The sequence below is a fragment of the Streptomyces sp. NPDC058683 genome (genome assembly GCF_042716195.1).
Lineage (GTDB): Bacteria > Actinomycetota > Actinomycetes > Streptomycetales > Streptomycetaceae > Streptomyces.
This window is the reverse complement of the sequence record NZ_JBHXSK010000057.1, coordinates 42,611-67,075: the sequence shown is the minus strand read 5'-3', so window position 1 is coordinate 67,075 and position 24,465 is coordinate 42,611. Positions and strand designations below refer to the sequence as shown.

General features: G+C 72.8%; 22 protein-coding genes. 12 read left to right on the top strand and 10 right to left on the bottom strand.

The window, feature by feature from the left end:
• Position 1: 1 nt before the first annotated feature.
• From ACFWXC_RS43400 to ACFWXC_RS43390, 3 genes are all read left to right on the top strand, one after another.
• Positions 2–871 (top strand): acyl-CoA dehydrogenase family protein, encoded by an 870-nt coding sequence (locus ACFWXC_RS43400; RefSeq protein WP_384488074.1) that lies wholly within the window; start codon positions 2–4, stop codon positions 869–871.
• Between the two features lie 396 nt (positions 872–1,267).
• A complete protein-coding gene (locus ACFWXC_RS43395; RefSeq protein WP_351737254.1) occupies positions 1,268–1,405 on the top strand; it encodes a hypothetical protein in 138 nt (45 codons plus the stop codon).
• An 18-nt stretch (positions 1,406–1,423) separates the two neighbouring features.
• Positions 1,424–1,900, top strand: coding sequence for an ATP-binding protein (locus ACFWXC_RS43390; protein ID WP_384488094.1), 477 nt, complete (start codon positions 1,424–1,426; stop codon positions 1,898–1,900).
• Between the two features lie 392 nt (positions 1,901–2,292).
• Here the strand turns inward: ACFWXC_RS43390 and ACFWXC_RS43385 are convergent, their stop codons facing one another.
• Positions 2,293–3,228, bottom strand: a complete 936-nt coding sequence (locus ACFWXC_RS43385; RefSeq protein WP_384488072.1) for a cyclase family protein — start codon at positions 3,226–3,228, stop codon at positions 2,293–2,295.
• Positions 3,229–3,314: 86 nt separating this feature from the next.
• Between ACFWXC_RS43385 and ACFWXC_RS43380 the strand changes: the two genes are divergently transcribed.
• The 4 genes from ACFWXC_RS43380 (at position 3,315) to ACFWXC_RS43365 (ending at position 7,948) form a co-directional block, all read left to right on the top strand.
• Positions 3,315–4,229, top strand: coding sequence for an SDR family NAD(P)-dependent oxidoreductase (locus tag ACFWXC_RS43380; RefSeq protein ID WP_384488070.1), 915 nt, complete (start codon positions 3,315–3,317; stop codon positions 4,227–4,229).
• Positions 4,230–4,409: 180 nt separating this feature from the next.
• Positions 4,410–5,564: an acyl-CoA dehydrogenase family protein gene (locus ACFWXC_RS43375; RefSeq protein ID WP_384488068.1), complete on the top strand. Its 1,155-nt coding sequence runs from the start codon at positions 4,410–4,412 to the stop codon at positions 5,562–5,564.
• A complete protein-coding gene (locus tag ACFWXC_RS43370; protein ID WP_384488066.1) occupies positions 5,564–6,613 on the top strand; it encodes a Zn-dependent alcohol dehydrogenase in 1,050 nt (349 codons plus the stop codon). Before ACFWXC_RS43375 ends, ACFWXC_RS43370 begins: the two co-directional genes overlap by 1 nt.
• 78 nt (positions 6,614–6,691) lie before the next feature.
• A complete protein-coding gene (locus tag ACFWXC_RS43365; RefSeq protein ID WP_384488064.1) occupies positions 6,692–7,948 on the top strand; it encodes an MFS transporter in 1,257 nt (418 codons plus the stop codon).
• Here the strand turns inward: ACFWXC_RS43365 and ACFWXC_RS43360 are convergent.
• Positions 7,847–8,875, bottom strand: coding sequence for a GlxA family transcriptional regulator (locus ACFWXC_RS43360; protein ID WP_384488062.1), 1,029 nt, complete (start codon positions 8,873–8,875; stop codon positions 7,847–7,849). The genes ACFWXC_RS43365 and ACFWXC_RS43360 overlap by 102 nt on opposite strands.
• 71 nt (positions 8,876–8,946) lie before the next feature.
• On the opposite strand from ACFWXC_RS43360, the gene ACFWXC_RS43355 reads away from it, so the two are divergent.
• Positions 8,947–10,260: an MFS transporter gene (locus ACFWXC_RS43355; RefSeq protein ID WP_384488060.1), complete on the top strand. Its 1,314-nt coding sequence runs from the start codon at positions 8,947–8,949 to the stop codon at positions 10,258–10,260.
• 10 nt (positions 10,261–10,270) lie between these two features.
• Here ACFWXC_RS43355 and ACFWXC_RS43350 read toward each other — a convergent pair whose 3' ends face one another.
• From ACFWXC_RS43350 to ACFWXC_RS43325, 6 genes are all read right to left on the bottom strand, one after another.
• Positions 10,271–10,888, bottom strand: coding sequence for a flavin reductase family protein (locus tag ACFWXC_RS43350; protein WP_384488092.1), 618 nt, complete (start codon positions 10,886–10,888; stop codon positions 10,271–10,273).
• Positions 10,889–11,030: 142 nt separating this feature from the next.
• On the bottom strand, positions 11,031–11,867 hold the full coding sequence (locus tag ACFWXC_RS43345) for an enoyl-CoA hydratase/isomerase family protein (RefSeq protein ID WP_384488058.1): 837 nt from the start codon (positions 11,865–11,867) through the stop codon (positions 11,031–11,033).
• A 7-nt stretch (positions 11,868–11,874) separates the two neighbouring features.
• Positions 11,875–14,103 (bottom strand): acetate--CoA ligase family protein, encoded by a 2,229-nt coding sequence (locus ACFWXC_RS43340; protein WP_384488056.1) that lies wholly within the window; start codon positions 14,101–14,103, stop codon positions 11,875–11,877.
• 118 nt (positions 14,104–14,221) lie between these two features.
• Positions 14,222–15,772 carry a flavin monoamine oxidase family protein gene (locus ACFWXC_RS43335; protein WP_384488054.1) on the bottom strand — a complete coding sequence of 517 codons (1,551 nt, stop codon included), beginning with the start codon at positions 15,770–15,772 and terminating at the stop codon, positions 14,222–14,224.
• A 349-nt stretch (positions 15,773–16,121) separates the two neighbouring features.
• A complete protein-coding gene (locus ACFWXC_RS43330; protein WP_384488052.1) occupies positions 16,122–17,279 on the bottom strand; it encodes a flavin-containing monooxygenase in 1,158 nt (385 codons plus the stop codon).
• Positions 17,280–17,586: 307 nt separating this feature from the next.
• Positions 17,587–19,314 carry a subtype B tannase gene (locus ACFWXC_RS43325; RefSeq protein WP_384488090.1) on the bottom strand — a complete coding sequence of 576 codons (1,728 nt, stop codon included), beginning with the start codon at positions 19,312–19,314 and terminating at the stop codon, positions 17,587–17,589.
• Positions 19,315–19,527: 213 nt separating this feature from the next.
• Here ACFWXC_RS43325 and ACFWXC_RS43320 point away from each other — a divergent pair, with 213 nt between their 5' ends.
• The 3 genes from ACFWXC_RS43320 (at position 19,528) to ACFWXC_RS43310 (ending at position 21,708) form a co-directional block, all read left to right on the top strand.
• Positions 19,528–19,968 (top strand): Zn-ribbon domain-containing OB-fold protein, encoded by a 441-nt coding sequence (locus ACFWXC_RS43320; RefSeq protein WP_384488050.1) that lies wholly within the window; start codon positions 19,528–19,530, stop codon positions 19,966–19,968.
• 122 nt (positions 19,969–20,090) lie between these two features.
• Complete coding sequence (locus ACFWXC_RS43315) at positions 20,091–20,696, top strand: GNAT family N-acetyltransferase (protein ID WP_384488048.1); 606 nt, start codon at positions 20,091–20,093, stop codon at positions 20,694–20,696.
• A 40-nt stretch (positions 20,697–20,736) separates the two neighbouring features.
• A complete protein-coding gene (locus tag ACFWXC_RS43310; protein WP_384488046.1) occupies positions 20,737–21,708 on the top strand; it encodes a GNAT family N-acetyltransferase in 972 nt (323 codons plus the stop codon).
• A gap of 282 nt (positions 21,709–21,990) precedes the next feature.
• Here the strand turns inward: ACFWXC_RS43310 and ACFWXC_RS43305 are convergent, their stop codons facing one another.
• Positions 21,991–22,662, bottom strand: coding sequence for a pyridoxal 5'-phosphate synthase (locus ACFWXC_RS43305; RefSeq protein WP_384488044.1), 672 nt, complete (start codon positions 22,660–22,662; stop codon positions 21,991–21,993).
• A 153-nt stretch (positions 22,663–22,815) separates the two neighbouring features.
• Here ACFWXC_RS43305 and ACFWXC_RS43300 point away from each other — a divergent pair, with 153 nt between their 5' ends.
• A complete protein-coding gene (locus ACFWXC_RS43300; protein ID WP_384488042.1) occupies positions 22,816–23,271 on the top strand; it encodes a hypothetical protein in 456 nt (151 codons plus the stop codon).
• A gap of 13 nt (positions 23,272–23,284) precedes the next feature.
• Here ACFWXC_RS43300 and ACFWXC_RS43295 read toward each other — a convergent pair whose 3' ends face one another.
• Complete coding sequence (locus ACFWXC_RS43295) at positions 23,285–24,298, bottom strand: expansin EXLX1 family cellulose-binding protein (RefSeq protein ID WP_384488040.1); 1,014 nt, start codon at positions 24,296–24,298, stop codon at positions 23,285–23,287.
• Between the last annotated feature and the right edge of the window lie 167 nt (positions 24,299–24,465).

The window sequence follows — 24,465 nt, the reverse complement described above, 5'->3', positions numbered from 1 at the left end:
CATGCGCTTTCAACTCAGCGACGACCAGAAGGCGTTGCGGGACGGAATGCGGGAGCTGCTCGCACGCCGGTTCGACGGCGCGGCGCTGCGGGCGGCGGTCGGCGCGCCCGGCCTGGACCGGGATCTGTGGCGGGAGCTGGGGGCGGCCGGGTTCTTCGCGCTGCGGCTGCCGGAGGCGGACGGCGGGGTCGGACTCGGGCTGCCCGAGGCGGTGTTGGTCTTCGAGGAGGCGGGCCGGGCCCTGCTGACCGGCCCGCTGGCGGCCACCCACCTCGCGGCGGCCGACGTGCCAGGCGCGGCCACCGGGGAGGCCGTGGTGGCCCGCGTGGACGGCGGCCTGGTGGAGTGGCTGGCCGAGGCCGACGTCGTACGCGGGGACGCGTCGGGCGCCGTACCGCTGCGCTCCGTGGACCCGTTGACGCCCCTGCACCGGGTGCCGGGGGCGGCGGCCACCGCCCCCGACCCGGTCGCCGTACTCCTGACCGCCGCCGAGCAGCTCGGCACCGCCACGCGCGCGTGCGAGCTCGCCGTGCAACACGCGCGGACCCGCGAACAGTTCGGGCAGCCCATCGGGGCGTTCCAGGCGGTCAAGCATCTGTGCGCCGAGATGCTGGTGCGCGCCGAGACCGCGCGTGCGGCGGTCTACGCGGCCGCCGTGACCGCCGACCCGGTGGACATCGCGGCGGCCCGGCTGCTCGCCGACGAGGCCGCCGTGCGCGGCACCCGGGACTGTCTCCAGGTGCACGGCGGGATGGGCTTCACCTGGGAGGCGGAGGTGCATCTGCACATGAAAAGGGCCTGGCTGCGGGCTCAGCGTGGCGGAGGGAACACGGAGAGTGAGGAGATGCTCGCCGCCGAGTTGCTCGGGTGAGCGTTCGAAACGGCTCTGGTCTGCGCATTCGGGGTTCGGGTGACCGGGGTGTCGCGGATCGTGGCACACCGCGATCACGGAGCGTTGATATCGGGTTGTGTCCAACGCGTGACTCGTCACGGCCTGGAGTCGGGTGTCCCCTCGGGTACCTTCTGTGGGATGCGAGTGGTTCCGAGGACGAGCCATGCCGGCGGTGCCGTCGAAGCGGCCCCGCGGCTCGTGGTGCGTACCCCCGCTCGCAGGGTGGTAAGGGCTTGTGCCCCCACCTGTTCGACTCCCCGCAGCGAGCGTCGCACAGTATGCCGTACGCGTAATCCTTCGCGTTGGAATATGCCCGAAGCGCTTGTTGGGGTGACTGTACGTCAACCATGCTGTCTCGTAAGGGAATCACGTTCCGTGACCCTTGCTCTGGCCGTTGTTCTGGCCATGCAGAAAATGGCTACGATCGTGGCCCTCGCCGTCTTTGTCGTCGCGGTCCTGGTCGTGGCGCTCGCTCGGCGCGGGTTCATGTGTCCGCCGGTTCGGATGGTGTGAGCGGTGCAGGTGCTTCAAGTGCAGCTGGAGATCCGGCCCGACCCCGCGGAGGTGGGACGGGCCAGGAGGTGGGCGCGCTCGCGCCTCGCCGGGTCCGGCATAGCGGTGGACGAGCCGCTGGCCGAGACGCTGATCCTGCTCGTCTCCGAGCTGGTCACCAACGCCGTGGTGCACACCGGCTGCCCCGCCGTGCTCCGGCTCTCGCTGCCGGGCGCGGACCGCGGAGACGCCGAGGAGTCGGCCACCGTACGGCTGGAGGTCGCCGACAGCAGCGACCGCGCGCCCGTACCGCGGTGCGTCGACAGTGACGCGACCGGCGGCCGCGGACTCGCTCTCGTCGACGGGCTCGCCGACCGCTGGGGCTGGAGCCCCGAAGGCGCCGGCAAGCGCATCTGGTGCGAACTCGACCGGTGTGCGGAACCCCGGCAGGGTGCTGCGGTGGCGTACGGAGGCGGGCTGGCCTCGTTCGAGGGGCTGGCGTTCGAGGCGGTGTGATCCCGGTGTGCGGTGATGCGCCGGGGAATGCATCCGTGCGCGCCCATGATGAACCGGGGCATAAGTCCTAAAACCCCGAACGGGTGTTGACGCCTTGTGACCACGTGCTCACGCTTGAGGTCTGCGATTCGCCGCGAGGGGACGGCGAGGGGACGGACACCCTCGTCGAGCGTGGGTCGAGCCGGACGGAGGCGTGCGGGACTGGGCTCGGGGCGGGCCGGTGCGCGCAGCCGTCCGGTATTCAGGGGGAATGGGGGAGGGGCGGTGTCACGCCGGTCTCGGCGTGACACCGGCCTCGGGCGGCGACGGCGCGCGGGCCTCGGGGAACGGCCGTCCGCGGACTGTCGGAACACGGCCGCCCGCGGACTTCAGAACACGGCCGCCCGCGGACCTCAGAGCACGGCCACCGGGGCGACCGGGCTGCCCGTCGCGCCGACGAACGGCTCCGGCATCGCCGACAGCAGGAACGCGTACCGGCCGGTTTCTCCACAGGCTGTGGACAACTCTTCGAGATTCCAGTTCTGGCCCTGCAGCATCCCCATCTCCACCAGGTCCAGGGCGTGCACGGGCAGCCACAGGTCCTCGATCTCGGGCGGGAAGATCTCGAACGTGAGGGTGTCGTTGGCGACGGCGGCCACATCGCGCGCGTGGAACCACTCCGGGGTGCGCACCGACAGGCCCGGCGACGGATAGCCGTACCCGTGCTTGTCCCCGGCCAGATACACCTGCACCTGCCCGGTCCGCACCAGCACGATGTCACCCGCGCGGACCGTGGTCCCGGCCAGCTCCTCCGCCGCGTCGAGATCCTCGGGCGTGACCGCATGGCCGCCCGCCAGCCGCGCCACGCCACGCGCGCGTGCCACGTCCAGCAGCACCCCGCGCGAGACGATGTGCCGCGCCTTGTCGATCCCGCCGAACTCGGCACCGCCGTGCGCGGTGACGGTCCCCGCCGGGCGGCCGTTGTAGAGCTTTCCCGAGTGCGAGACATGGGTGAGCGCGTCCCAGTGGGTGCCGGCCTGCAACCCCATGGTCACGGCGTCGTCGCTGCACGCCACCGTCCCCGGGCCGAAGAGCTCCTGGTTGATCTGCACCATGGAGTGCAGGGGGTTGACCCGTCCCGGGATCATGCCGGTCTGCACGCCGTCCTGCCGGAGCGGCAGGGCGAGCGGGACGCGGCGGCCGGTCCGGACGGTCGCCGCCGCCTCCCGCACCACCTCGTCGGTGATCAGGTTCAGCGTGCCGATCTCGTCGTCGGCGCCCCAGCGGCCCCAGTTGTTGACGCGCTTGGCGATGTCATGGAACGCCGAATGGGCTGTAGGCAGTGTCATCCGGTTCCTCCCCGGGGCTTGTGTCCGCGCATCCGACGCGCCATAGAATCTAACGGACCGTCAGAAACCGCGGGAAGGGGCCGGGCGTGGGGAACTTCTTGGCAGGCAAGGTCGTCGCCGTGACGGGTGCGGGGCGCGGGATCGGACGGGCGGTCGCGCTGGGAGCGGCGGCCGAAGGGGCGAAGGTCGTCGTCAACGACTACGGCGTCTCGGTCGACGGCGGATCACCCGCCAGCGAGGTCGCCGAGGCCGTCGTCAAGGAGATCGAGGCGGCCGGCGGGGACGCGGTCGCGGTGGCCGACGACATCTCCACGATGGCGGGCGGGCAGCGGGTCGTGGACACGGCACTGTCGTCGTACGGCCGCCTCGACGGGGTCGTGTGCGTGGCCGGGATCCTGCGCGAGCGGATGCTGTTCAACATGACCGAGGAGGAGTGGGACCCGGTGGTCGCCACCCACCTCAAAGGCACGTTCACGGTGTTCCGGGCGGCGTCGGCGGTGATGCGCACCCAGCGCGCCGGCACGCTGATCGGCTTCACCAGCGGCAACCACCAGGGCTCGGTCTCGCAGGCCAACTACAGCGCGGCGAAGGGCGGGATCATCTCGCTGGTGCGCAGTGCCGCGCTGGGCCTGCACAAGTACGGGGTGACCGCGAACGCGGTGGCGCCGGTGGCCCGGACCCGGATGTCGGCCGGGGTGCCGACGGAACTGACGGAGATCGGCGAACCGGAGGACGTCGCGGCGTTCGTGGTCTACCTGCTGTCGGACGCCGCGCGGGACGCGGACATCACCGGGCAGGTGTACACGGTGGCCGGCCCGAAGATCGCGGTCTGGGCCCAGCCGAAGGAACTGCGCGCCGCGTACGCCGAAGGGGGCTCCTGGACACCCGAGCGGATCGCGCAGGTGCTGCCGGGGAGCGTGGGGGCGGATCCGATGCCGATGCTGGAACGGCTCGCGGCGATGGAGACGGCGGCGCGGGCGGGAAACCGGCCGAACGCCTGAAGGGGTGGGCCGGGCGCCTGCTCGCCGTTGCGGGCTGCGGGGTGCGGGCGACTGCGGCGCCGTCGTGGTTGCTCGCGCAGTTCCCCGCGCCCCTCAGGGGGTTGCACCCGCCGGCGTTCACCGGTGCTGTCGGCCCGCTCTGCATACGGCCCTAACCCCGACGTTTTTCTGGAGGTCACCGTGGAGTTCGGCTTCGCGCCGGAGGACGAGGCGTTTCGCCGTGAAGTCCGGGACTGGCTCGATGCGCATGCCAAGGGCGATGTGGAGCGGCGCGGCTGGGAGCGCGCTCTCGGGGCCGCCGGGTGGGTCGGGCTCGGGTGGGCGGAGGGCGGGTACGGGAACCGGACCGCCACGCTCACCCAGCAGGTCGTCTGGGCCGAGGAGTACGCCCGGTCGGCCGCGCCCCCGCGTTCCGGGCACATCGGGGAGAACCTGCTCGCCCCGACGCTCATCGCCCATGGCAGCGAGGAGCAGAAGGCGCGCTTCCTGCCGCCCGTCGCCGCCGGCGAGGAGCTGTGGTGCCAGGGGTACAGCGAGCCCGGCGCCGGTTCCGACCTCGCCGGCGTGCGGACCGCCGCCGTACGCGAGGCGGACGGCTACCGCATCACCGGGCAGAAGATCTGGACCTCGCTCGCGCACGAGGCCGACTGGTGTTTCGTGCTCGCGCGGACCGAACCCGGCTCGCGGCGCCACCACGGACTCAGCTTCCTGCTCGTGCCCATGGACCAGCCGGGCCGCATAGAGGTCCGCCCCATCCGCCAGCTGACCGGCACCAGCGACTTCAACGAGGTCTTCTTCGACGGGGCGCACGCGCGCGTGGAGCATGTCGTCGGCGGCGAGGGCAACGGCTGGCGCGTGGCCATGAGCCTGCTCGGCTTCGAGCGCGGGGTCTCGACCCTCGCCCAGCAGATCGGGTTCGCCGAGGAACTGGGACGGGTGGTGCGGGACGCCGTGCAGAGCGGGGCCGTCGACGATCCCGTCGTACGGGCGCGGCTCGTGCGGCAGTGGGCCGAGCTGCGGGTGATGCGGTGGAACGCCCTGCGGACGCTGGGGAACTCGGCCGCCGAGCCCGGTGCGCCCAGCGTGGCCAAGCTGCTGTGGGCCGGCTGGCACCAGCGGCTCGGGGAGCTCGCCGTGCTGGTGCGGGGCGCCGGCGCGAGCGTCGGCCCGGCCGACTGGTCGGCCGCCGCGCCGTACGAACTGGACGCCGCCCAGCACCTGTTCCTCTTCTCCCGGGCCGACACCGTCTACGGCGGCTCGGACCAGGTGCAGCGCACGATCATCGCCGAGCGCGTGCTCGGTCTGCCGAGGGAACCGAAGGGGGTCGAGTCGTGATGCGCGGAGTGGTGTTCGACGGGAAACAGGTGCAGGTCGTCGACGATCTGGACGTACGGGAGCCGGGGGCCGGGGAGGTGCTGGTCTCCGTCGCGGCGGCCGGGCTGTGCCACAGCGATCTGTCCGTGGTGGACGGGACCATACCCTTCCCCGTTCCCGTGGTGCTCGGACATGAGGGTGCCGGGGTGGTGGAGGCGGTCGGTGTGGGGGTCAGCCATGTCGCGCCCGGCGACCATGTCGCGCTGTCCACGCTGGCCAACTGCGGTGCCTGCGCCGACTGTGACCGTGGGCGGCCCACCATGTGCCGGAAGGCCATAGGGCGGCCGCAGAAGCCGTTCACACGCGGCGGCCGGGCCGTCTACCAGTTCGCGTCCAACTCGGCCTTCGCGGAACGGACGGTCGTCAAGGCCGTGCAGGCGGTACGGATTCCGAAGGACATCCCGCTGACCTCGGCCGCCCTCATCGGCTGCGGCGTCCTGACCGGGGTGGGCGCCGTACTGAACCGCGCCCGCGTCGACCTCGGCGACACCGTGCTGGTCATCGGCACCGGCGGGATCGGGCTCAACGTCATCCAGGGCGCCCGGATAGCGGGAGCGCTGCGGATCGTGGCCGTGGACGCCAACCCGGCCAAGGAGGAGGTGGCCCGGCAGTTCGGCGCCACCGACTTCCTGACCTCGACGGACGGCGTCAAGGACCTGCTGCCGACCGGCGTGGACCACGCGTTCGAGTGCGTCGGCCGGGTCGAACTGGTCCGGCAGGCCGTCGACCTCCTGGACCGGCACGGCCAGGCCGTCCTCCTCGGCACGCCCGCCGCCACCGCCGAGGCGTCCTTCGTCGTCGCCTCGATGTTCCTCGACAAGTCCATCCTCGGCTGCCGCTACGGCTCCTCCCGCCCCCAGCGGGACATCGCCCTGTACGCCGAGCTGTACCGCCAGGGGCGCCTGATGCTCGACGAGCTGGTGACCGAGACCTACCCGGCGGAGGACTTCGAGAAGGCCCGCGCCGACGCGGAGGCGGGGCGGGTGGCACGGGGGGTGCTGACGTTCTAGGGAGCGGGTGGGGCGGGTTGTCCACAGCGGCGGGAAAACTCCCTCGGCGTTGTCGGCGCACCCCCCTACCGTCGTCCCATGACCTACCGTGACGTCGCGTCCAAGCAGGTCCTGATCTGGGCCGGTACCGCCGTGGGTGCCCGTACGCCGGTCGCCATGGCCCCGCTGGCCCTGGTGTTCCTGGTGCGTGAGCGCCCCGGCGGCTACTCGCTGGGCGCGCTGCTCGCGGCGGCCTATGTGATCGGCGAGATCGTGGGCGCCCCCGTGCTCGGGCTGCGGCTGCGCCCCGGGCGGGCCCGCGCGCACCTGGCCGCCGGCCTTGCCACCGGCGCGGCCGGATTCGCCGGGCTCGGCATGTTCCCGGACGCCCACCCGGCCGTACTCGCCGTCCTCGCGTTCGTCGCCGGTGCCGCACCGGCCGCCGCCACCGGCGGCCTGCGCACCCTGCTCACCCACCTCGTCCCGGAGCGCTCGGCGGCGCAGGCGCTGTCCGTCGAGTCGATGGTGACGGCCGCCGTGTGGGCGCTCTCCCCGGCCGCGGTGGCCGGGCTGGCCCTCGGCGTCGCCCCCGGCGTCCCGTTGCGGCTCGCGGCCGCTCTCATGGCCTCCTCGGTGGCCGCGCTGTGGCTCCTCCCGGCGGCCTGGGGCACGGACGGGCGGTCGGACACACCCCTGGCGCGGGTGCTGGCCGGCGCCTGGCCGGTGTACGTCACGGGCGCGGCGAGCCTGACCCTGCTCGGGCTGTCCGAACTCGTGCTGCCCGCCCTGCTGGAACAGCGCGGGATCGGGGTCGGCTGGTCGGGGCCGCTGCTGACCGGGATGGCGGTGGGCGGCGGGCTCGGCGCGTTCCTGCACGGCCTGCGCGGCTGGCCAGGACGGCTGCGCACCCACAGCCTGGTGCTGACGACCGGCATGGCGTGCTGTGTGACGCTCGCGGCCCTGATACCGCGCACGGCGGGGATCGCGTCCGCGCTCGTCGTCGGAGGCATGCTCCAGTCGGCCGCGATGCTCACCCGCAACCTGTCGCTGCGCGAGGCGCTCCCGTCGCGCGCCCACGCCGCCGGCTACTCCGTCATGTACGCGGCCGCGGGCGCCGGTTACGCGGCGACCGGTTCCCTCGCCGGTGCGCTGCTGCGGGTGGTGGCGCCGTCCACGGCCGTCCTGGCCGGAGTCGGCGTGACCCTGGTGCTCAGCGGGATCGGCTGGTGGGGTGAGAGACGGCGGGCCGGGAGGTCAGCGGAGGCTTTCGGCGATGCCGGGGCGCCGGGCTTCGCCGGTGGCGGTGCGGAAGGTCCGGCGGTAGGCGGTCGGGGTGACACCGAGCGCTGCCTGTAGGTGCTGCCGCATCGACTGGGCCGTGCCGAAGCCGGCGTCCCGGGCCACCTGGTCCATCGAGAGCTCGGTGGACTCCAGGAGGTGACGGGCGCGTTCGACGCGCTGCTGAGTGAGCCACTGGCCGGGGCTGATGCCGGTCTCCTCGCGGAAGCGGCGCGTGAAGGTCCGTACCGACATGGCCTCCTGCTCGGCCATGTCCCGCAGCTGGAGGGGCTCGTGCAGGCGGGCGAGGGCCCAGGCGCGAGCACTCGTGGTGCCGGCGACCTGCGGGTCGGGGACCGGCCGGTGGATGTACTGGGCCTGGCCGCCGTCCCGGTGCGGGGGTACGACCGTACGGCGGGCCACGTCGTTGGCGACGGCCGTGCCGTGGTCGCGGCGGACCATGTGCAGGCACAGGTCGATGCCCGCGGCCACCCCGGCGGAGGTCAGCACGTCCCCGTCGTCGATGAACAGGACGTCCGCGTCCACCTTGACCTGGGGGAACAGCCGCTGGAGATGGTCGGCTTCGGCCCAGTGCGTGGTCGCCGGGCGGCCGTCCAGGTAACCGGCGGCGGCCAGCACGTAGACGCCGGTGCAGATGGAGGCGAGGCGGGTGCCGGGGCGGATGAGGGCGAGGGCGGCGGCCAGTTCGGGGGTGAGGACGCCCTGCTCGAAGACCGGGCCCAGCTCGTACGACGCCGGGATGACCACCGTGTCGGCGGTGGCCAGCGCCTCCGGGCCGTTCGGCACGTGGACCGCGAAGTCGGCGTCGGTCTCGACCGCTCCCGGTGATCGGACCGAGCAGGTCACGACCTCGTACAGGTGCCGTCCCCGCGCGTCCTTGGGCCGGCCGAAGATGCGGTGCGGGATGCCCAGTTCGAAGGGGAGCAGACCGTCCAGGGCGAGGACGACCACTCGGTGCGGGCGGAAGCCGGGGTCACTGGTCATGGCCCGATTCTAGCGAATGCTGTCCTCCGGGCCACTCGATGGAACGGGCCGCTCGGCCGAAGCTTTATGGCGTGACCCAGACAAGCGAAGCCGCAGCAGCCGTCGAGGACCCGAAGCCGACCACTCGCTCACCGCGCATCCACCGCGCCTGGTTCGTCGCCGCCGTCACCTTCGTCACGATCATCGGTGCGGCCGCCTTCCGCTCCCTGCCCGGCCTGCTCATCGACCCCCTGCACCAGGAGTTCGGCTGGTCGCGCGGCACGATCGGCGCGGCGGTCTCCGTCAACCTCGCGCTGTACGGGCTCACCGCGCCGTTCGCGGCCGCTCTGATGGATCGTTTCGGCATCCGCCGGGTGGTGGCCGTGGCCCTGACCGTGATCGCGGTCGGCTCGGGCCTGACCGTGTGGATGACGGCGGCCTGGCAACTGCTGCTGTGCTGGGGCCTGCTGGTCGGCCTCGGCTCCGGCTCGATGGCCCTCGCCTTCGCCGCCACGGTCACCAACCGCTGGTTCACCACGCGGCGCGGCCTGGTCAGCGGCATCCTCACCGCCGGCTCCGCCTCCGGCCAGCTGATCTTCCTGCCGCTGCTGTCCTGGATGGTCGAGCGGTACGACTGGAGGCCGGCCGCCGTCACCGTCGCCCTCGCCGCCCTCGCGGTCGTCCCCTTCGTCTGGCTGCTGCTGCGCGACCACCCGGCCGACGTGGGCCTGAAGCCGTACGGCGCGGCGGACTTCGTACCGAAGCCGGCGCCGGTCACCGGAGCCGCGCGCCGGACGGTCGGGGTGCTGCGCTCCGCCGTGCGCACCGGGCCCTTCTGGCTGCTCGCCGGTACCTTCGCGATCTGCGGCGCCTCCACCAACGGCCTGGTCCAGACCCACTTCGTGCCCGCCGCCCACGACCACGGCCTGCCGGTCACCACGGCGGCCTCGCTGCTCGCGGTCATCGGCGTCTTCGACGTCGTCGGCACGATCGCCTCCGGCTGGTTCACCGACCGCTTCGAGGCCCGCCGGCTGCTCGCCGTCTACTACGCCCTGCGCGGCCTCTCCCTCCTCTTCCTGCCGATGCTGCTGGGCCCCGCCATCCACCCTCCGATGATCTTCTTCATCGTCTTCTACGGCCTCGACTGGGTCGCCACCGTCCCGCCCACGCTGGCCCTGTGCCGGGAGCACTACGGCGAGGACAGCGCCATCGTCTTCGGCTGGGTCCTCGCCTCCCACCAGATCGGCGCGGCCCTCGTCGCCTTCCTCGGCGGTGTCGCCCGCGACGCCTTCGGCACGTACGACATGGTCTGGTACGCCTCCGGTGCCCTGTGCGCGGCGGCGGCCCTGATGGCCCTGGTGATCCGGCGCCGGCCGGCGGTCGTGATGCCCGCCCTGGGCGTTTAGCGGGAGACCTCTAGCCGTCCGTTCCGAGCCCGGTGAACCGCCCCCGGTGGAACAGCAGCGGCGCCTGCTCCGGATCGCCGCCCGCGCCCAGCGCGTTCACCCGGCCCACCACGATCAGGTGGTCGCCGCCCGTGTGCACCGCGTGGATCGCGCAGTCGATCCAGGCGGCGGCGCCGGTCAGGCGGGGCGCGCCGGACACCGGGGCCGTGTCGTACGCGACCCCCGCGAACTTGTCCGCGCCGCTCACCGCGAAGGCACGGCACAGCTCGCCCTGGCCCGCGCCGAGGACGTTGACGCAGAAGACGCCCGCGCGGGCGATGCGCGGCCAGGTGGCCGACGTACGGCCGACCATGAAGCAGATCAGCGGCGGGTCGAGGGAGAGGGAGGAGAAGGACTGGCAGGCGAAACCGGCGGGGGAGGGTTCGCCTTCGGCGGCCGGTGCGGTGACAACGGTCACTCCGGTCGCGAAGTTCCCCAGTACCCGCCGGAACTCCGTCGGGTCGACCGGCGCCCGCTCGTCCGCGCGCACACACCGCAACTCCGGGCGCGGCAACGCCTCCACGGGCCCCGGTGAGGGGGCCGACCTGAGGTAGCGGACAGCGGCCGCGGCCGCCCCTGCGTGTCCCATCATCCGTTCATTGAAGCTGACGGCACGTCAGATGGGAAGGTCGGTGCCGGACGTCGTACGCCTGCTTCGTACGCTGCGATTCTCGGGCGGACGGCCGGGTGACCGGCTGCCGTCGGGTGGACGGCCGGCCGGTCGGTCGGGCTCACCGGCCACGGAACTCCGGGCTTCTGCGCTCCACGAAGGCCCGCAGGCCCTCCTGGGCGTCCTGCGTCGTCATGTTGATCTCCTGGGCGGCGGACTCGGCCGCTAAGGAGGCTGCCCGGTCGCTGTCCAGGGACGCGTTGACCAGCTGCTTCGTCAGGGCGAGGGTGCGCGTGGGACCGGTGGCGAGCCGGACGGCCCAGTCCCGTGCCGTCTTGGCCAACTCCTCGTCCGGTACGACCCGGTTGACCAGGCCCAGCCGCTCGGCTTCCGGCGCGGAGAGGGTGTCGCCGAAGAACATCAGCTCCTTGGCGCGGTGCGGGCCGATCAGGCGGGGGAGGAGATAGGCGCCGCCGCCGTCGGGGACCAGGGCGCGGCGGACGAACACCTCGATGAAGCGGGCGGATTCGGCGGCCAGGACCAGGTCGCAGGCGAGCGCGAGATGGGCGCCGAGGCCGGCGGCGGTGCCGTTGACCGCCGCGATCACCGGCTTCTCGCAGTCGAGGACGGCGCCGACCAGACGCTGGGCGCCGAGCCGGATGGTGCGGGCCACGTCGCCGGGGAGGCGTTCGGCCGTGGCGCCGCCGCGGAGGTCGGCGCCCGCGCAGAAACCCCGGCCGGTTCCGGTGACGACCACGGCCCGCACCGAGGGGTCCGCGGACGCTTCGGACAGCAGCTGGATGATGCGTTCTCGCTGGTCAGGGGTGATGGCGTTGAGGGCCTCGGGGCGGTTGAGGGTGATCTGCGCGACCTGGTTGTCAGTGGCGTGCAGTACCAATGACTCAACGGAAATTTCCGGCTCGTCGTTCTTTACCGGCTCTCGGGGGGAATTGGGCATGTTCATCTCAGCGGCACACCGTCAGCGCGTCGAGCGCCACCGCGCCCTGCCCCTCGGGCAGCACCATCAGGGGGTTGATGTCGAGTTCGGCGAGCTGGTCGCCGAGTTCCAGGGCCATCCGCTGGACGCGCAGGATCACCTCGACGAGCGCCTCGAGGTCGGCCGGCGGCCGCCCCCTGGCCCCGTCCAGCAGGGCCCGCCCGCGCAGTTCGGCGAGCATGTCCCGGGCCTGCTCCTCGCCGAACGGCGGCACGCGTACGGCCGCGTCGTGCAGGACCTCGACCAGGACCCCGCCCAGCCCGACGGTCACCGTCGGCCCGAACAGGGCGTCGTGCGTGACCCCGACCACCATCTCCACGCCCCGCTCGACCATCTGGCAGACCAGCACACCGTCGAGGGTGATGCCCTCGTAGCGGGCGATGTCGGTGAGCTCCCGGTAGGCGTCGCGGACCTGGCTGGCGGAGGTCAGCCCGATCTTCACCAGGCCCAGCTCGGTCTTGTGGGCGATCTGCGCGCCGGACGCCTTCATCACCACCGGGTAGCCGACCAGCCCCGCCGCGCGCACGGCGGCGGCCGCGCTGGTCACCAGCTGCTCGCGCGGCACCCGTATGCCGTACGCGCGCAGCAGCTGTTTCGCCGCGTGCTCGCTCAGCTGCTGCCCCGGCCGCATCAGCGCGAGCGCCTTGCGGTACGAGGGCGAGGGCGTGCGCGGGGCCTCGTCGAAGGGGGAGTGGTAGGCGCCGACGAAGCGGTGGTGGTCGAGGTAGGCGCGGACTGCGGTGAGGCAGTTGCCGACCGTGCGGAAGGTGGCCACCCGGGAGGAGCCCAGCAGGACCTCGCGGTAGGCGGGTTCGGTGCCGACCGGCGAACCCCACACCACGCACACCAGCTTGTCGCTCGCCTCGGCCGCGTCGACCAGATCCCGCACGAGCCGGTCGCTGAGCGGCGGGAAGGGGCCGGTGATCGGGCAGATCAGCACCCCGACCTCCGGGTCGGCGAGGATCGCGTCGATGATCTTCCGGCCGCGCCAGTCGCCCACCGGATGACCGCCGTTGTCGACCGGGTTGGCCACGCTCAGGTACTCCGGTATCCACTGGTGCAGCTCGGCCTGCCGTGCCTCGGACAGCACCGGCAGCCGGAGCCCCGCCCCGGACGCCAGGTCCGCGGCGTGCGCGCCCGTGCCGCCCGAGATCGAATAGACGACCACCCCGTCGGCGTGTGGCGGCCGGGCCCGGGCCAGCAGGGCAGCGGTGTCCTGGAGTTCGTCGAGGCCGTCGACGCGGATCACCCCGTACTGGCGCAGCGCCGCGTCGACCACGTCGTCCGCACCGGTCAGCTTGCCGGTGTGGGAGGCGGCGGTGCGCGCGCCGGCCTCGGTGCGGCCGACCTTCACGGCGACCACCGGCACCTTGCGGCGGGCCGCGCGGTCGGCGGCCAGCAGGAAGGCGCGGCCGTCCTTGAGGCCCTCGACGTAGCAGGCGATGGCGCCGACCTCGGGGCGCTCGGCGAAGTAGGAGATGAAGTCGGCGGTCTCCAGGTCGGCCTCGTTGCCGGTGGGCGCCCAGTGCGAGAGGCGGATGCCGAGTTCCTGGGCGGCGAAGACGGGCCGGCCCTGGTGTCCTGACTGGGTGATCAGCGCGATCGCCGGTCCGTCCAGGTCGTCCCGGAAGCGCTCGAAGGCGTTCAGGTTGGTGTTCGGGCCGAGCAGCCGCAGCCCGGAGCGGCGTACGGCGGCCGCGAGCCGGACCTGGGCCGCCGCCCCCTCCTCGCCGGTCTCGGCGAACCCGGAGGCGAAGGCGACGGCGAACTTCACCTTGGTCTCGGCCAGTTCCTCGAGCACCGGAAGGGGGTCGGCGACCAGGAGCACGGCGAGGTCGACCTGCTCGGGCAGGTCGGCGACGGAAGGAGCGCAGGCGATGCCGAAGACCGACGGCCGGGTTGGATGCACCGGGTGGACCCGGGCCCCGACCCGCTCGGCCCAGTCGAGGATCTGCCGGGTGATACCGGTGTTGGGCCGCCCCTCGGCGTCCGAGGCGCCGATCACGGCGACGGACTCGGGCCGGAAGAACCTGTCCAGATCCGGTACGTCCGCGTACAGCGGCCGTCCGCTGACGTCCTGCTCGTCCGCGTCGGCCGTCCGGCCGTGGACGGCGGGTCCGGGTCGCTGCTCACCGCAGGCGATAACCCGGGCCCGGCGGGAGTCGGTGGTGAGGGTGCCGTGGGTTGATCCAAGCATCGTTCCGCCCGCTCCTGTGTGACAGCACAATTAACTGACGCAGTGTCAGATTACTGAACTGACACTGCGTCAGGAACTGGTCTGCACGCAAAGTTGAGACCGAAAGCAGCCCGTCTTCTCAGCCGAGGGCGGCCAGCACCTCCTTCGCGACCCGCTCGCCCGACCGCACCGCCCCGTCCATGAAGCCCGTCCAGAACGTGGCGGTCTCCGTCCCCGCCCAGTGGATCCCGCCCACCGGCTCGCGCAGTGCGGCCCCGTACTCGGTCAGCACACCGGGCGGCGCGTAGGCCACCGGGCCGCCCCGTGAGAAGCCCTCATTGTCCCAGCGTTGCAGCACGAAGGAGGTGGGAGATCCGGCCTTGTCCCCGAAGTAGTTGACGTAGTCGGCCAGGACGGCCGCCTTGACGTCGGCGACGCTCGCCGCGTCGTACGCCCGCATCTCGTCGGCCTCGATGAAGCCCATCAGCGCCCCGTAGGAGGCGTCCGGCGGGGAGTTGTCGAAGGTCGAGCGGACCACGCCGGAGTCGCTGACGGCCTGCCCGTTGAGGCCGGCGGCCCGCCAGAAGGGGGTGTCGTAGACGGCGATCGCCTTGCCGATCGAGCCCATCGGCATCCGCTGGGTGAGCTGGTCGCGGGCGGCCGGCAGCAGCGGATCGTAGGTGATGCGGGCGGCCAGCGGGGGCGGCACGGCGACCACGACCCGGGTCGCGTTGACCGTGATGCCGTCCGCCGTGACGACGTACGAGCCGCCAGACCCGACGATCGACCGCACCGGAGCGCTCAGCACCACCCGGTCGCCGAGAGCCGCGGCGAGCTTGATCGGGACCTGCTGGGAGCCGCCGACGAAGCGGGACTCCTGGGCGCCGCCCGCGGTGTCCGTGAGGCGCTCCAGGGTGCCGGCGGTGGACTCGTTGCCGGCGGCGGCGATGTAGGAGAGGACGTAGAGGAGGGAGAGTTCGCGGGGCTCGGCCGAGAAGATCGATGTGCAGGCCAGGTCCAGGAGGAACTTGGCGGACGGGACGATCGCGTGGGCGTTCAGCCAGCTCTCGAAGGTCTGCCTGTCCCACTCGGCGGCCTTGACGGCGGTCCAGGGCGCGTTCACCGGCACCTGGGCGGCCATGCTGTCCAGCTCGGACTGCACGATCGCCGCGTTGGCGAGCCCGGCCGCGTCGACCGGCGGCACCGAGCCGAGCAGGCCGCTGGTGTCGTAGGGCGTGCGCCTGCCGTCCTTGTAGAGGAGGTTGTCGCCCGTGTTGTAGGTGGCGAAGGTCGCCACCCCCAGGGAGTCGGCGAGGGCCTTCATGCGGTCCTGGGTGGGGCCGATGAACTCGCCGCCGCCCTCGGTGTGACCGCCGCCCGCCAGCGCCAGGTTCACCACCCGGCCGCCGACCCGGTCCCGGGCCTCCAGAACGGCCACCGACCTGCCGCCGGCCACCAGGTCGCGGGCCGCGGTGAGCCCGGCGAGGCCGCCGCCGACGATCGCGACGTCGACGGTCCGGGAGGCGGCCGAGGCGGCCGAGGCGGCTGCGGTGGCCTCGGTGGCCTCGGTGGCCGCCGTGGCCGTACCGGCGGAGACCGTGGTGAGGCCGGCCGCCCCGGCGGCGGCACCGCCGAGGAGGGAGCGGCGGGAGAGGGACCTCGCGGGGGTGAGCTGTCTTTCACGTGGCACGTGCGTCCTCCGTCATGAGCGAGAGGGGTGGAGCCGGAAAGGTGAGCAGGGCTCATATTCTGGGCTCGGGCACGCGGATGTGCTACCGCCGGTAACAAACAACTCCGGTCGCATCCGTCACATGAGCAACGGGGCGCATACGTCAGGAGGTTGAGGATCCGTACGCCGTCCGGGAGGCGTTCGCCCCATGTCGTCCAGCGGTGCTGGGCTCGCCGTCCGGAAGGGGGTGCTCGCACCACGCCGTCCGGGGAGTTCGGGCCACGCCGCCCACGCCGCCCACGCCGTCCGGGGCGTTCGGGGCGTTCGGTCTACGTCGTCCACGCCGTCCGGGGCATTCGGGGCGTTCGGTCTACGTCGTCCGCTGTCGCCTCGCGACGGTCTTCGCGATCTTCTGCGCGTCGAGCGCCATCTCCCGGAACATGCCGCTGATGGGGTTGGTGTAGCCGGTGAAGTACAGGCCGGGGGCGTTCTTCGGGGTGCGGGGGCCGTGGGTGACCGGGTGGCCGCGGTCGTCGAGGACGTCGAGGTGGCCGACCAGATCCTCCAGTGCGCGCACGTATCCGGTCGCGGCGATCACCGTGTCGGGGGAGACGAGGGTGCCGTCGGCGAGGGTGACCTTGCCGTCCTCGAAGCCTTCGACGGCGGCCACGATCTCCACCTTCCCCTTCTGCACCGCGTCGACGAGGCCGACGTCCAGGATCGGGATGGCGCCCTGCCCGACCCGGCTGTAGAGGCCGGTGCCGGGGCGGGGCAGACCCTGGGCGGCCAGGTCGGGCACGCTGACCTTGGCCATCGTGCGGGCCAGCCGGTCGACGAGGGACACCGGGAGGCGTCGTACCAGGATCGAGTTGTACTGGGCGGCCCAGCCGGCGGTGGAACGGCGCACGACGTGCGGGACCGTGCGGACCGCGAGCCGTACCCGGGCGGCGCCGCCCTCCACCAGGTCGACGGCGATCTCGGCGCCGGTGTTGCCGGCGCCGACGACGAGGACGTCCTGCCCGGCGAAGGGCTCGGCGTTCCGGTACTCGCCGGCGTGCAGGAACCGGCCGCCGTAGGTGGCCCGGCCGGGCCAGTCGGGGATGCGCGGAGTGTGGTTGAAGCCGGTGGCGACCACCACCGCCGAGCCGGTCAGCTCCCGGCCGCCGGAGGCGTGCAGCAGCCAGCCGGTGCCGTCGGGCGAGCGCTCCACCCGGGAGACCTCGACGCCGGTGACGATCTCCAGTTCGTGGTGCTCGGCGTACTTCTCCAGATAGCGCACCACGTCGGCGCGGGAGACCCAGCGGCCGAAGCGGCGCGGCATGGGCAGCCCGGGCAGGGCGGAGAGGCGGCGGGTGGTGTGGAGACGGAGGCGGTCGTAGTGGTGGCGCCAGGAGGAGCCGACGTCGTCGGACTTCTCCAGGACGACGGCGCGGATGCCCCGGGCTCGCAGCGCGTACGCGGCGGCGAGACCTCCGGGGCCGGCGCCGATGACGTAGACGGGCGAAACGGTGGGGGAAAACACGGCCATGGGCGGGAGCGTAATCACGCTCCACGTTGATGGGTCTCGGTCAAGACCGGAATTGGTTGCGGATTGATCACACCCGTAGGAGAAGTGAGTGGGACTTGTGACGTAGCCCACTTCATCTGAACGGAAGTGGAAGAGAAGGGGTGGGAAAAGGCCCGCGCCGCCGGGCTCCGGTGCGCGGGAGCCCGACGGCGCGGGTGGGCGGTGTTCCTTAGACAGACGGGAAAAGAACACCGCGTTCGGGGAGGCTATCGCGGTCGTGAGGGGCCTATCTCGATTGTGAGAGGTTCTTACTTCCGCGGCGGTTTTCTCAGTCCCGCTCGCCCTTCTTGCCGGTGCCGGTGCCGGTGCCGGTGCCGTCGCCGCTGCTGTTGCCCTTGCCCTTGCCGAAGCCCGTCACCTCGGCGATCCAGGTGATGAAGTCGCCCGGGTCGGTGTTGGCGCCATGGCCCTGGTCCCAGTAGTAGAGGTGGTTCACGTCGTCGCCGAGGTTGTCCAGGCGGGCCGCCAGGTTCGCGGAGATGACGTGCGAGGTGTCGGTGTCGTTGGTGCCGAGACGGATCCACCAGTGCTTCGAGCGCTTGCCGTTGACCTTCTCCACCAGGTGGTACATCGGGTTCATCAGGTTCAGCTTCTCGGGGACGTCGCTCGCGACCCGCTTGGTGCTGAGACCGGTGGAGTCATTCTTCGCGCCGTAGGACGTGAAGTGGCGGCTTTCGGTCGTACCCGCTCCGAACTCATTGTTTTCGCCGGCGGACAGGTCGAAGGCGTCGAAGGCGGGGGTGGTCTTCTTGCGGGCGCCGACGTGGGTGAGGTAGTCGTCCCAGCCGAAGGCGGCCCTGCCGCCGGACCAGGTGATGAAGGTGTTGGCGGCCAGGTAGGTCTCGCGGTCCGAGTCCGACAGGGCGGCGAGGTAGGTGGTGGCGGACGGCTCCAGGTACTGCTTGACCAGGTACTCGTCGTAGTTGCGGGCGGTCAGCGGGCCGAAGCCGTCCAGACCGCGCAGCTTCAGGGCCGCCTGGTACTCGGCGAACTGGGCCCGCAGGTCCTTCGACACGGTCTGGTCGACGACCTTGCCGGTGGACTGGGTGACGTTGGAGCCCCAGTTCCACTCGTAGGCGCCGTCGGCGTGCTCCAGGTCGGTGATCGGGCACCAGGCGCCGGTCGCGAAGATCGCGTCCGAGGCGTCGGCCGCGCCGATCTCCTTGAGGTACTTGTCGTAGACCGGGCTGTCGCCGGAGGCGCCGAGCAGCGAGGACAGGGCGCCGCCCGCACTGGTGCCGGCCGACACGATCCGGTCGACGTCGCCGGGGATGAGGCCGCGGTTGGCCTTCACGTACCGCACGGCCGCCTTGAGGTCGACGATCGCGGCGGGGGCGGTGCCGTAGTACTCGCCGTCGGAGTTCTTGAGGGTACGGCCGCGGGCGCCGGGCTCGACCACCACGTAGCCGGCGGCCAGGGCCAGCAGCTGGTTGGAGGCGGTGGCGCCGCCGGTGGCATTGGTGTTGCCGTTCGCGGTGGAGGTGGTGGAGGTGGTGGAGGTGGTGGAGGTGGTGGAGGTGGTGGAGGTGGTGGAGGTGGTGGAGGTGGTGGAGGCCGAGGCGCTGGGCGCGGCGCTGCCGGTGGGCGCACCGCTCGGGGCACCGCCGCCGGCGCTCATGCCCCCGGCGCCGACACCGGTGGCGTCCGCCACGGAGGAGGGCATGTACCCGCCGACGGAGTTGGCGAACAGGATCGGCGCGTTCGTCGGGTCGACCGTCTCGCCGTCGATCTCGACCGGGGCGCTGACGACGAGCGACTGGTAGGTCTCGTCCACCGGGTTGGCGACATAGGTGATCGCCTTCCAGAAGTGGTACGTCACCGAGTGGTCGTCGCCGTCCGTGTCCGTGACGGTCGTCGTCAGCTTCGTGTACGCGTCCGGGTCGAACTTCAGGGAGCCCGAGGAGCCGGAGGAGCCCGACGAGGAGTCGCTCGACGCCTGTGCGCTGAGGGCGATGCCGCCGACTGCTGCGACACCGGCCGTGGCGCCGATGCCCATGATCACGGTCCTGCGCTTCACTGCCCTGTGCTTCACCTTGCTGCCTCTCGTGTGCGGGCTCCTTGGCCTTGCGCATGCGAACGTAATTCGGTGCCGACAAAATCGTCAACAATACGCCGGGATTCATGGCGGACCCACAGCCCCATGGGAATCGCACAGCTTTTGCCCAGCACCCTCTGGGCTCCCGCAACCATCTGACATAACGTCAGATTCATGGATGCGACGAGTGCGCCGACCGCGACGACCACCGACCGGGCCCGCCCGGCCGCCCGGCGGTACGACCTCCCCGAACCGGACGCCTTCACCCGCCCCTACTGGGAGGCGGCGGCCGAGGGCAGGCTCCTGCTCCGCCGCTGCGGCTCCTGCGGCCGGGCCCACCACTACCCCCGGGAGTTCTGCCCGCACTGCTGGAGCGAGGACGTCACCTGGGAGCCCGCGTCCGGCCGCGCGAACCTCTACACCTGGTCCGTCGTGCACCGCAACGACCTCCCGCCCTTCGGCGACCGCGTCCCGTACGTCGCCGCCGTGGTCGACCTGGCGGAGGGCCCGCGCATGATGACCGAGCTGGTGGACACGCCCGAGCCGCGCGCCGGACTGGAGCTGGCGGTCGCCTTCCGGGAGGGCGTGCCGGTGTTCCGCCCCGCGGCCCGCTGAAAGGGAGCGGCCGGGACGGGGGGCGGTCAGGACAGGGAGCGGCCGGCATAGGGGGCGGCCAGAACAGGGGGCGCGCCGAAACGGGCTGGGCCATCACCCGGCACAGAGGCTTCAATGACCCCATGGCCCAGATCGACGAACAGCCCGCCGCCCGCCGCCTCGACGTCACCCCGCACGGTCACGGCCTGCGCCTCGACCACTGGAACCCGGACTCACGGGCCCACGCCGAGGCCTGGCTGTGCGGCCGTACCGACCTGGACTTCCTCCGCTGGAACACCCCGCTCCAGCCGGACATCGACCTCGCCGGGGCCCGCGCAGCCCTGTTGAGGCAGCGCGAGCAGGCGGCCGCCGGTGGCTGCGCGCCGTTCCGGATCGCGGACGCGGAGAGCGGTACGACCCTCGGGCACATCGGCATCAACATGATCGACCGGGTGTCCCGTTGCGCCCGGGTCGGCTACTGGGTCCTCCCCGAGGCACGGGGCCGCCGGGTCGCCACCCACGCCCTGGCCCTGGCCGCCCGCTGGACCTTCACCGAGCTGGGCCTCTACCGCCTGGAACTGGGACACGCCCTCGGCCACGAGGCGTCCTGCCGGATAGCGCAGACGTGCGGGTTCCCGTATGAGGGGACGCTGCGGGGCGCGATGTTCGAGGCGGGCCGGCCGAGCGCGTTCCGGGACGCCCACCTGCACGCCCGCCTCGCCTCGGACCCGGAGCCGTCGCTGGATTAATTCACGTGCGGGGGGCGGCGGCCGACCGGGACCATCGACCATGGCCTCCGAGACACCTGCATCCGAAGCGACCGAAGCGACCGAAGCGACCGACGCATCCGAAGCGACCGACGCATCCGAAGCGGCCGACGCGTCCGAGGCACCCGGCCCGTCCGACTGGCACTTCACCTCCGACGTGGACGAATTCCTCGACCACGCCCAGGACTTCCTCGGCTCCCGCCCGGACCTGCACACCGTCCATCTGACGGTGACCCAGCAGCTGCGGCACAGCGGCCCGTTGGCGTACGGCGACCTGCCCCCGTTCCTCGGCTACCTGACCCGGAGCGACGGCAGCGTGGGCGCGGCCCTGCTGCACACCCCGCCGTACGCCCCGCGCACCACCCGCCTCACGGCCGGGGAGTGCGAGGCGCTGGCCTCCCGGCTCCTCGCCCTCGGCCACCCGGTCTCCGGATTCGGCGCCGAACGCGCGACGGCGGAGGCGTTCGTGGCGGCCTGGGAACGGCGGACCGGGACGCCCGGGAAGCTCCAGGACCTCGAACGGCTCTACCGGCTGGACGAGTTGACGGTCCCCGCCCCGGTGCCGGAGGGCCGGGCGAGGGTGGCCGGGCCGGCGGACCGGGAGCTGCTGATCCGCTGGTACGGCGGCTTCGTCGCCGACGCGGGCGTGCCGGGCGGCCGGGACGCCGGGGACTGGGCCGACTTCCGGCTCTCCTACGGCGGCGTCACGCTCTGGGAGACCCCCGACGGCACCCCGGTGTCCATGGCCGGTGTGACCCCGACGGTCGCAGGCCAGGCCCGGGTCGCGCCCGTCTACACCCCGCGCGAGCTGCGCGGCCGCGGCTACGCCGGTGCGGTGACGGCGGAGGTCAGCCGGTTAGCCCTGGCCCAGGGCGTCGGCGAGGTCCTCCTCTTCACGGACCTGGCGAACCCGACGAGCAACGCGCTCTACCAGCGCATCGGCTACCGGCAGGTGGCCGACTGGGCGGTGTACGACTTCGGGGAGGGGGCGTAGGGGGAGGGGGGGCTGGCGCCTAGGGCCGGCGTGCGCCGCGCGGTCCGGCGCCCGCGGCAGGCGTGCGCCGTGCGGAACCGGCGCTCGCGATCGGCGTACGCCCCGCGGAACCGGCGCTCACGGCTGGCGGGCGCCGTGCGGAACCGGCGCTCACGGCAGGCGTACGCCCCGCGGAACAAGCGCTCGCGGTCGGCGTGCGCCCCGCGGAACCGGCGCTCGCGGCCCGCGTGCGTAGCGAAGGACCGGCGCTCGCAGCCGGGCGGGCGCCGTGTGGTCCGGCGTTCATGGCCACAGCAGTTGCTTTCGCCAAGTCCCGTTCTCCTCCGCGACGTACCGGAGCCGGACATGGCGCCGTTCCGGGTCGCCCTGGAAGAACTCGGCCTCCTCCGGGCGCAGCCGGTAGAGGGTCCAGGTGGGGGAGGGGGCGGCCGGGTTGGCGCGGGCTCGTTCCCAGGCCGCCTCCGACTCCTTGCGCAGCTCCTCCAGCGAGGACAGGACGCCGCTCTGGCTGCCGGTGAGCGCCGCCGCCAGGGCGCCCGTCGAGCGGGCGTGCAGGTCTGCCTGGCCCTCCTCCGACGGGGCCGCGGTGACCGGCCCGCGGAGCCGGACCTGGCGGCCCAGCACCGGCCAGTAGAAGGCCAGCGCCGCGTACGGGCGGGCATCCAGCTGATGCCCCTTGCGGCTGGTCAGATGCGACGCGAAGGACCAGCCGTCCGGGTCCGCGCCGTGCAGCATCACGATCCGTACGTCCGCCCGGCCCTGCTCGTCCGCCGTGGCCAGTGACACGGTGTGCGGTTCCGGCTGCCCGGCCGCCACCGCCTCCGCGAACCACGTGGTGAAGAGAGGGAGCGGGGCATCGGGTGCCGACGCCGGGTCGAACGGCCGTAGCTCCGTGGTCTCGGGGGACCAGACCCGGAGCGACTTCAGGAGCGTGTGAAGATCCGTTGCTGCCATGTGCCGAGTATCACTCGGGGACCCCGCGGGGCCGCACCATCAGGACGTCGTACGGCGGCCAGGCGTGCCCGGAGGGGCCCGGGCGCCGGACTCCCCGGGCACAACCGCGCAAATCCCTGCGAACACCTGTGCCCCGGCCCCACACTGTCCGGCATGAGGGGACCCAGGACCGTTCAGGTGGCCGTACGCCACGTACTCGGGGACGCCGGGCGGCCCAGGACGCGGACCGTCACCTGGGCCGCGCGTGACTTCCGGCTGGTCCGGCCGGCCGAGGGCCGGGACCGCGTCGAGCTGGAGTGCCCGGTCTGCTCGGCCGCGCTCGTCGCCGAGGTCCGCGACCACGCCCGTACCCGGCGCGTCCGCCTGACCTGGGGCACGGTCTTCCTGCTCGCGCTGGCCCTGTTCGCCGCCTCGCTGGCCTACGCCGTCCACGAGGGCGGCCGGACGCTCCCGGCCGGGCAGTCGCCGCCCCTGCTCCTCCCGATCAGCGTGGCCGTGGCCGCGGTGACCCTGATCGTCACCCCCGTCGCCTGGGTGATCGCCCGCAACCACATCGGCGTCACCCTCGTCGACGCCCGCGGCCACCGCATCGTGCCGGTGCGCCGCTGAGCCGAGGCACCCCTCAGTGCCGGGCGAACTGGACCCCGGTCCGCTGGACCGTGTCCGGGCGTACCGGGAGTGCGGGCACGGTGAACTGTTCGCCGTAGATGTCGGTGAGGCGGAGCTCACCGCCGCAGCCGGTGCCCTGTTCGGAGAGGAAGTAGTTGTACCCGGTGCGGGTCAGCGCCAGCCAGCCGCCGCCGGTGCGGACCTCCAGGCGGGCCAGCGGGTTGCGGTGGCCGATCGCCTGGATGCCGCACCAGTACTGGGTGGAACCGGTCTTGTAGCGGATCGAGACCGTGTCCGAGGTGGCCGGGCTCAGCAGGCTCCAGGTGATCGCGATCCGGCCCGCCGAGAGCGGCGCGAGCTTCGCGAACGCCTGTCGGCTGAGGTCGAGCTGGCCGGCCGCACAGGGCGCCGGGCACTCGTTGGTGATGCGTACGGTGATCGACGTGCCGCTCGCCGCGCGGACCGAGACGTACGCCCCGCAGGCCTTCGCCGTCTCGTAGTCCGCGGTGTTCATCGCCGCGGTCATGACGTCGTCGGTCGGGCCGAACGAGCAGGCGCCGTCGCCGTTGCCGACGTCGTAGGAGGTGGCGACCCCCTGGTAGGAGGCCCCGGGGCGGATCCGGCCGGCCGCGGGGGCCGTGGTGGTGGACGGGGTGCGGGCGGTGCCGGCCGCCGCGCGCCGGGCCGGGGTGGCGGACGGAGCCGCGGACGCCGTCGGCGTGGTCCGTGCGCTCGCCGTGGGCTTCGACGACGCCGACGGTCCTTTCGAGGGCGTCGCCGATGCCGTCTCCGCCGCCGTCGTGCTCGCCCCGGCTTCCGGCGAGGCCGTGGACGAGGCCGCGGACACCGCCCGGTCCGCGGCCCCCTGCCCGGCGCCGGCCGTGCCGCCGGGGCGGAAGGCCACGACCAGGGTCACGACCAGGGCGACGGCGGCCACGGCGGCCACCGCGAGGAGGGGGCCGCGGACCGGGCGCCACTCGAAGTTCTGGTCCGGACGCGGGCGACGGCGATGTGAGGAGGAGGCCACGGGGCGATCCTTACGCGGTTCGGCGGTGCACGTCCTTCGAACGTCTCGTTCTGAACGTCGAAGCTTCCGGTACGCAGTCGCCGCCGCGGCCCGGAAGGTTGCCGCCGCCTTCCCCGGCCCCGGTGTCACCCCCGCCCCCCCCGGCCCCGGTGTCACCCCCGCCCCCC

Excerpts from the sequence above, each read along its gene's own strand:
- ACFWXC_RS43400 (WP_384488074.1), top strand. The coding sequence starts at position 2 with ATGCGCTTTCAACTCAGCGACGACCAGAAGGCGTTGCGGGACGGAATG.
- ACFWXC_RS43385 (WP_384488072.1), bottom strand. The coding sequence starts at position 3,228 with ATGACACTGCCTACAGCCCATTCGGCGTTCCATGACATCGCCAAGCGC.
- ACFWXC_RS43370 (WP_384488066.1), top strand. The coding sequence starts at position 5,564 with ATGCGCGGAGTGGTGTTCGACGGGAAACAGGTGCAGGTCGTCGACGAT.
- ACFWXC_RS43365 (WP_384488064.1), top strand. The coding sequence starts at position 6,692 with ATGACCTACCGTGACGTCGCGTCCAAGCAGGTCCTGATCTGGGCCGGT.
- ACFWXC_RS43360 (WP_384488062.1), bottom strand. The coding sequence starts at position 8,875 with ATGACCAGTGACCCCGGCTTCCGCCCGCACCGAGTGGTCGTCCTCGCC.
- ACFWXC_RS43350 (WP_384488092.1), bottom strand. The coding sequence starts at position 10,888 with ATGGGACACGCAGGGGCGGCCGCGGCCGCTGTCCGCTACCTCAGGTCG.
- ACFWXC_RS43345 (WP_384488058.1), bottom strand. The coding sequence starts at position 11,867 with ATGCCCAATTCCCCCCGAGAGCCGGTAAAGAACGACGAGCCGGAAATT.
- ACFWXC_RS43340 (WP_384488056.1), bottom strand. The coding sequence starts at position 14,103 with ATGCTTGGATCAACCCACGGCACCCTCACCACCGACTCCCGCCGGGCC.
- ACFWXC_RS43330 (WP_384488052.1), bottom strand. The coding sequence starts at position 17,279 with ATGGCCGTGTTTTCCCCCACCGTTTCGCCCGTCTACGTCATCGGCGCC.
- ACFWXC_RS43325 (WP_384488090.1), bottom strand. The coding sequence starts at position 19,314 with ATGGGCATCGGCGCCACGGCCGGTGTCGCAGCAGTCGGCGGCATCGCC.
- ACFWXC_RS43320 (WP_384488050.1), top strand. The coding sequence starts at position 19,528 with ATGGATGCGACGAGTGCGCCGACCGCGACGACCACCGACCGGGCCCGC.
- ACFWXC_RS43315 (WP_384488048.1), top strand. The coding sequence starts at position 20,091 with ATGGCCCAGATCGACGAACAGCCCGCCGCCCGCCGCCTCGACGTCACC.
- ACFWXC_RS43310 (WP_384488046.1), top strand. The coding sequence starts at position 20,737 with ATGGCCTCCGAGACACCTGCATCCGAAGCGACCGAAGCGACCGAAGCG.
- ACFWXC_RS43305 (WP_384488044.1), bottom strand. The coding sequence starts at position 22,662 with ATGGCAGCAACGGATCTTCACACGCTCCTGAAGTCGCTCCGGGTCTGG.
- ACFWXC_RS43300 (WP_384488042.1), top strand. The coding sequence starts at position 22,816 with ATGAGGGGACCCAGGACCGTTCAGGTGGCCGTACGCCACGTACTCGGG.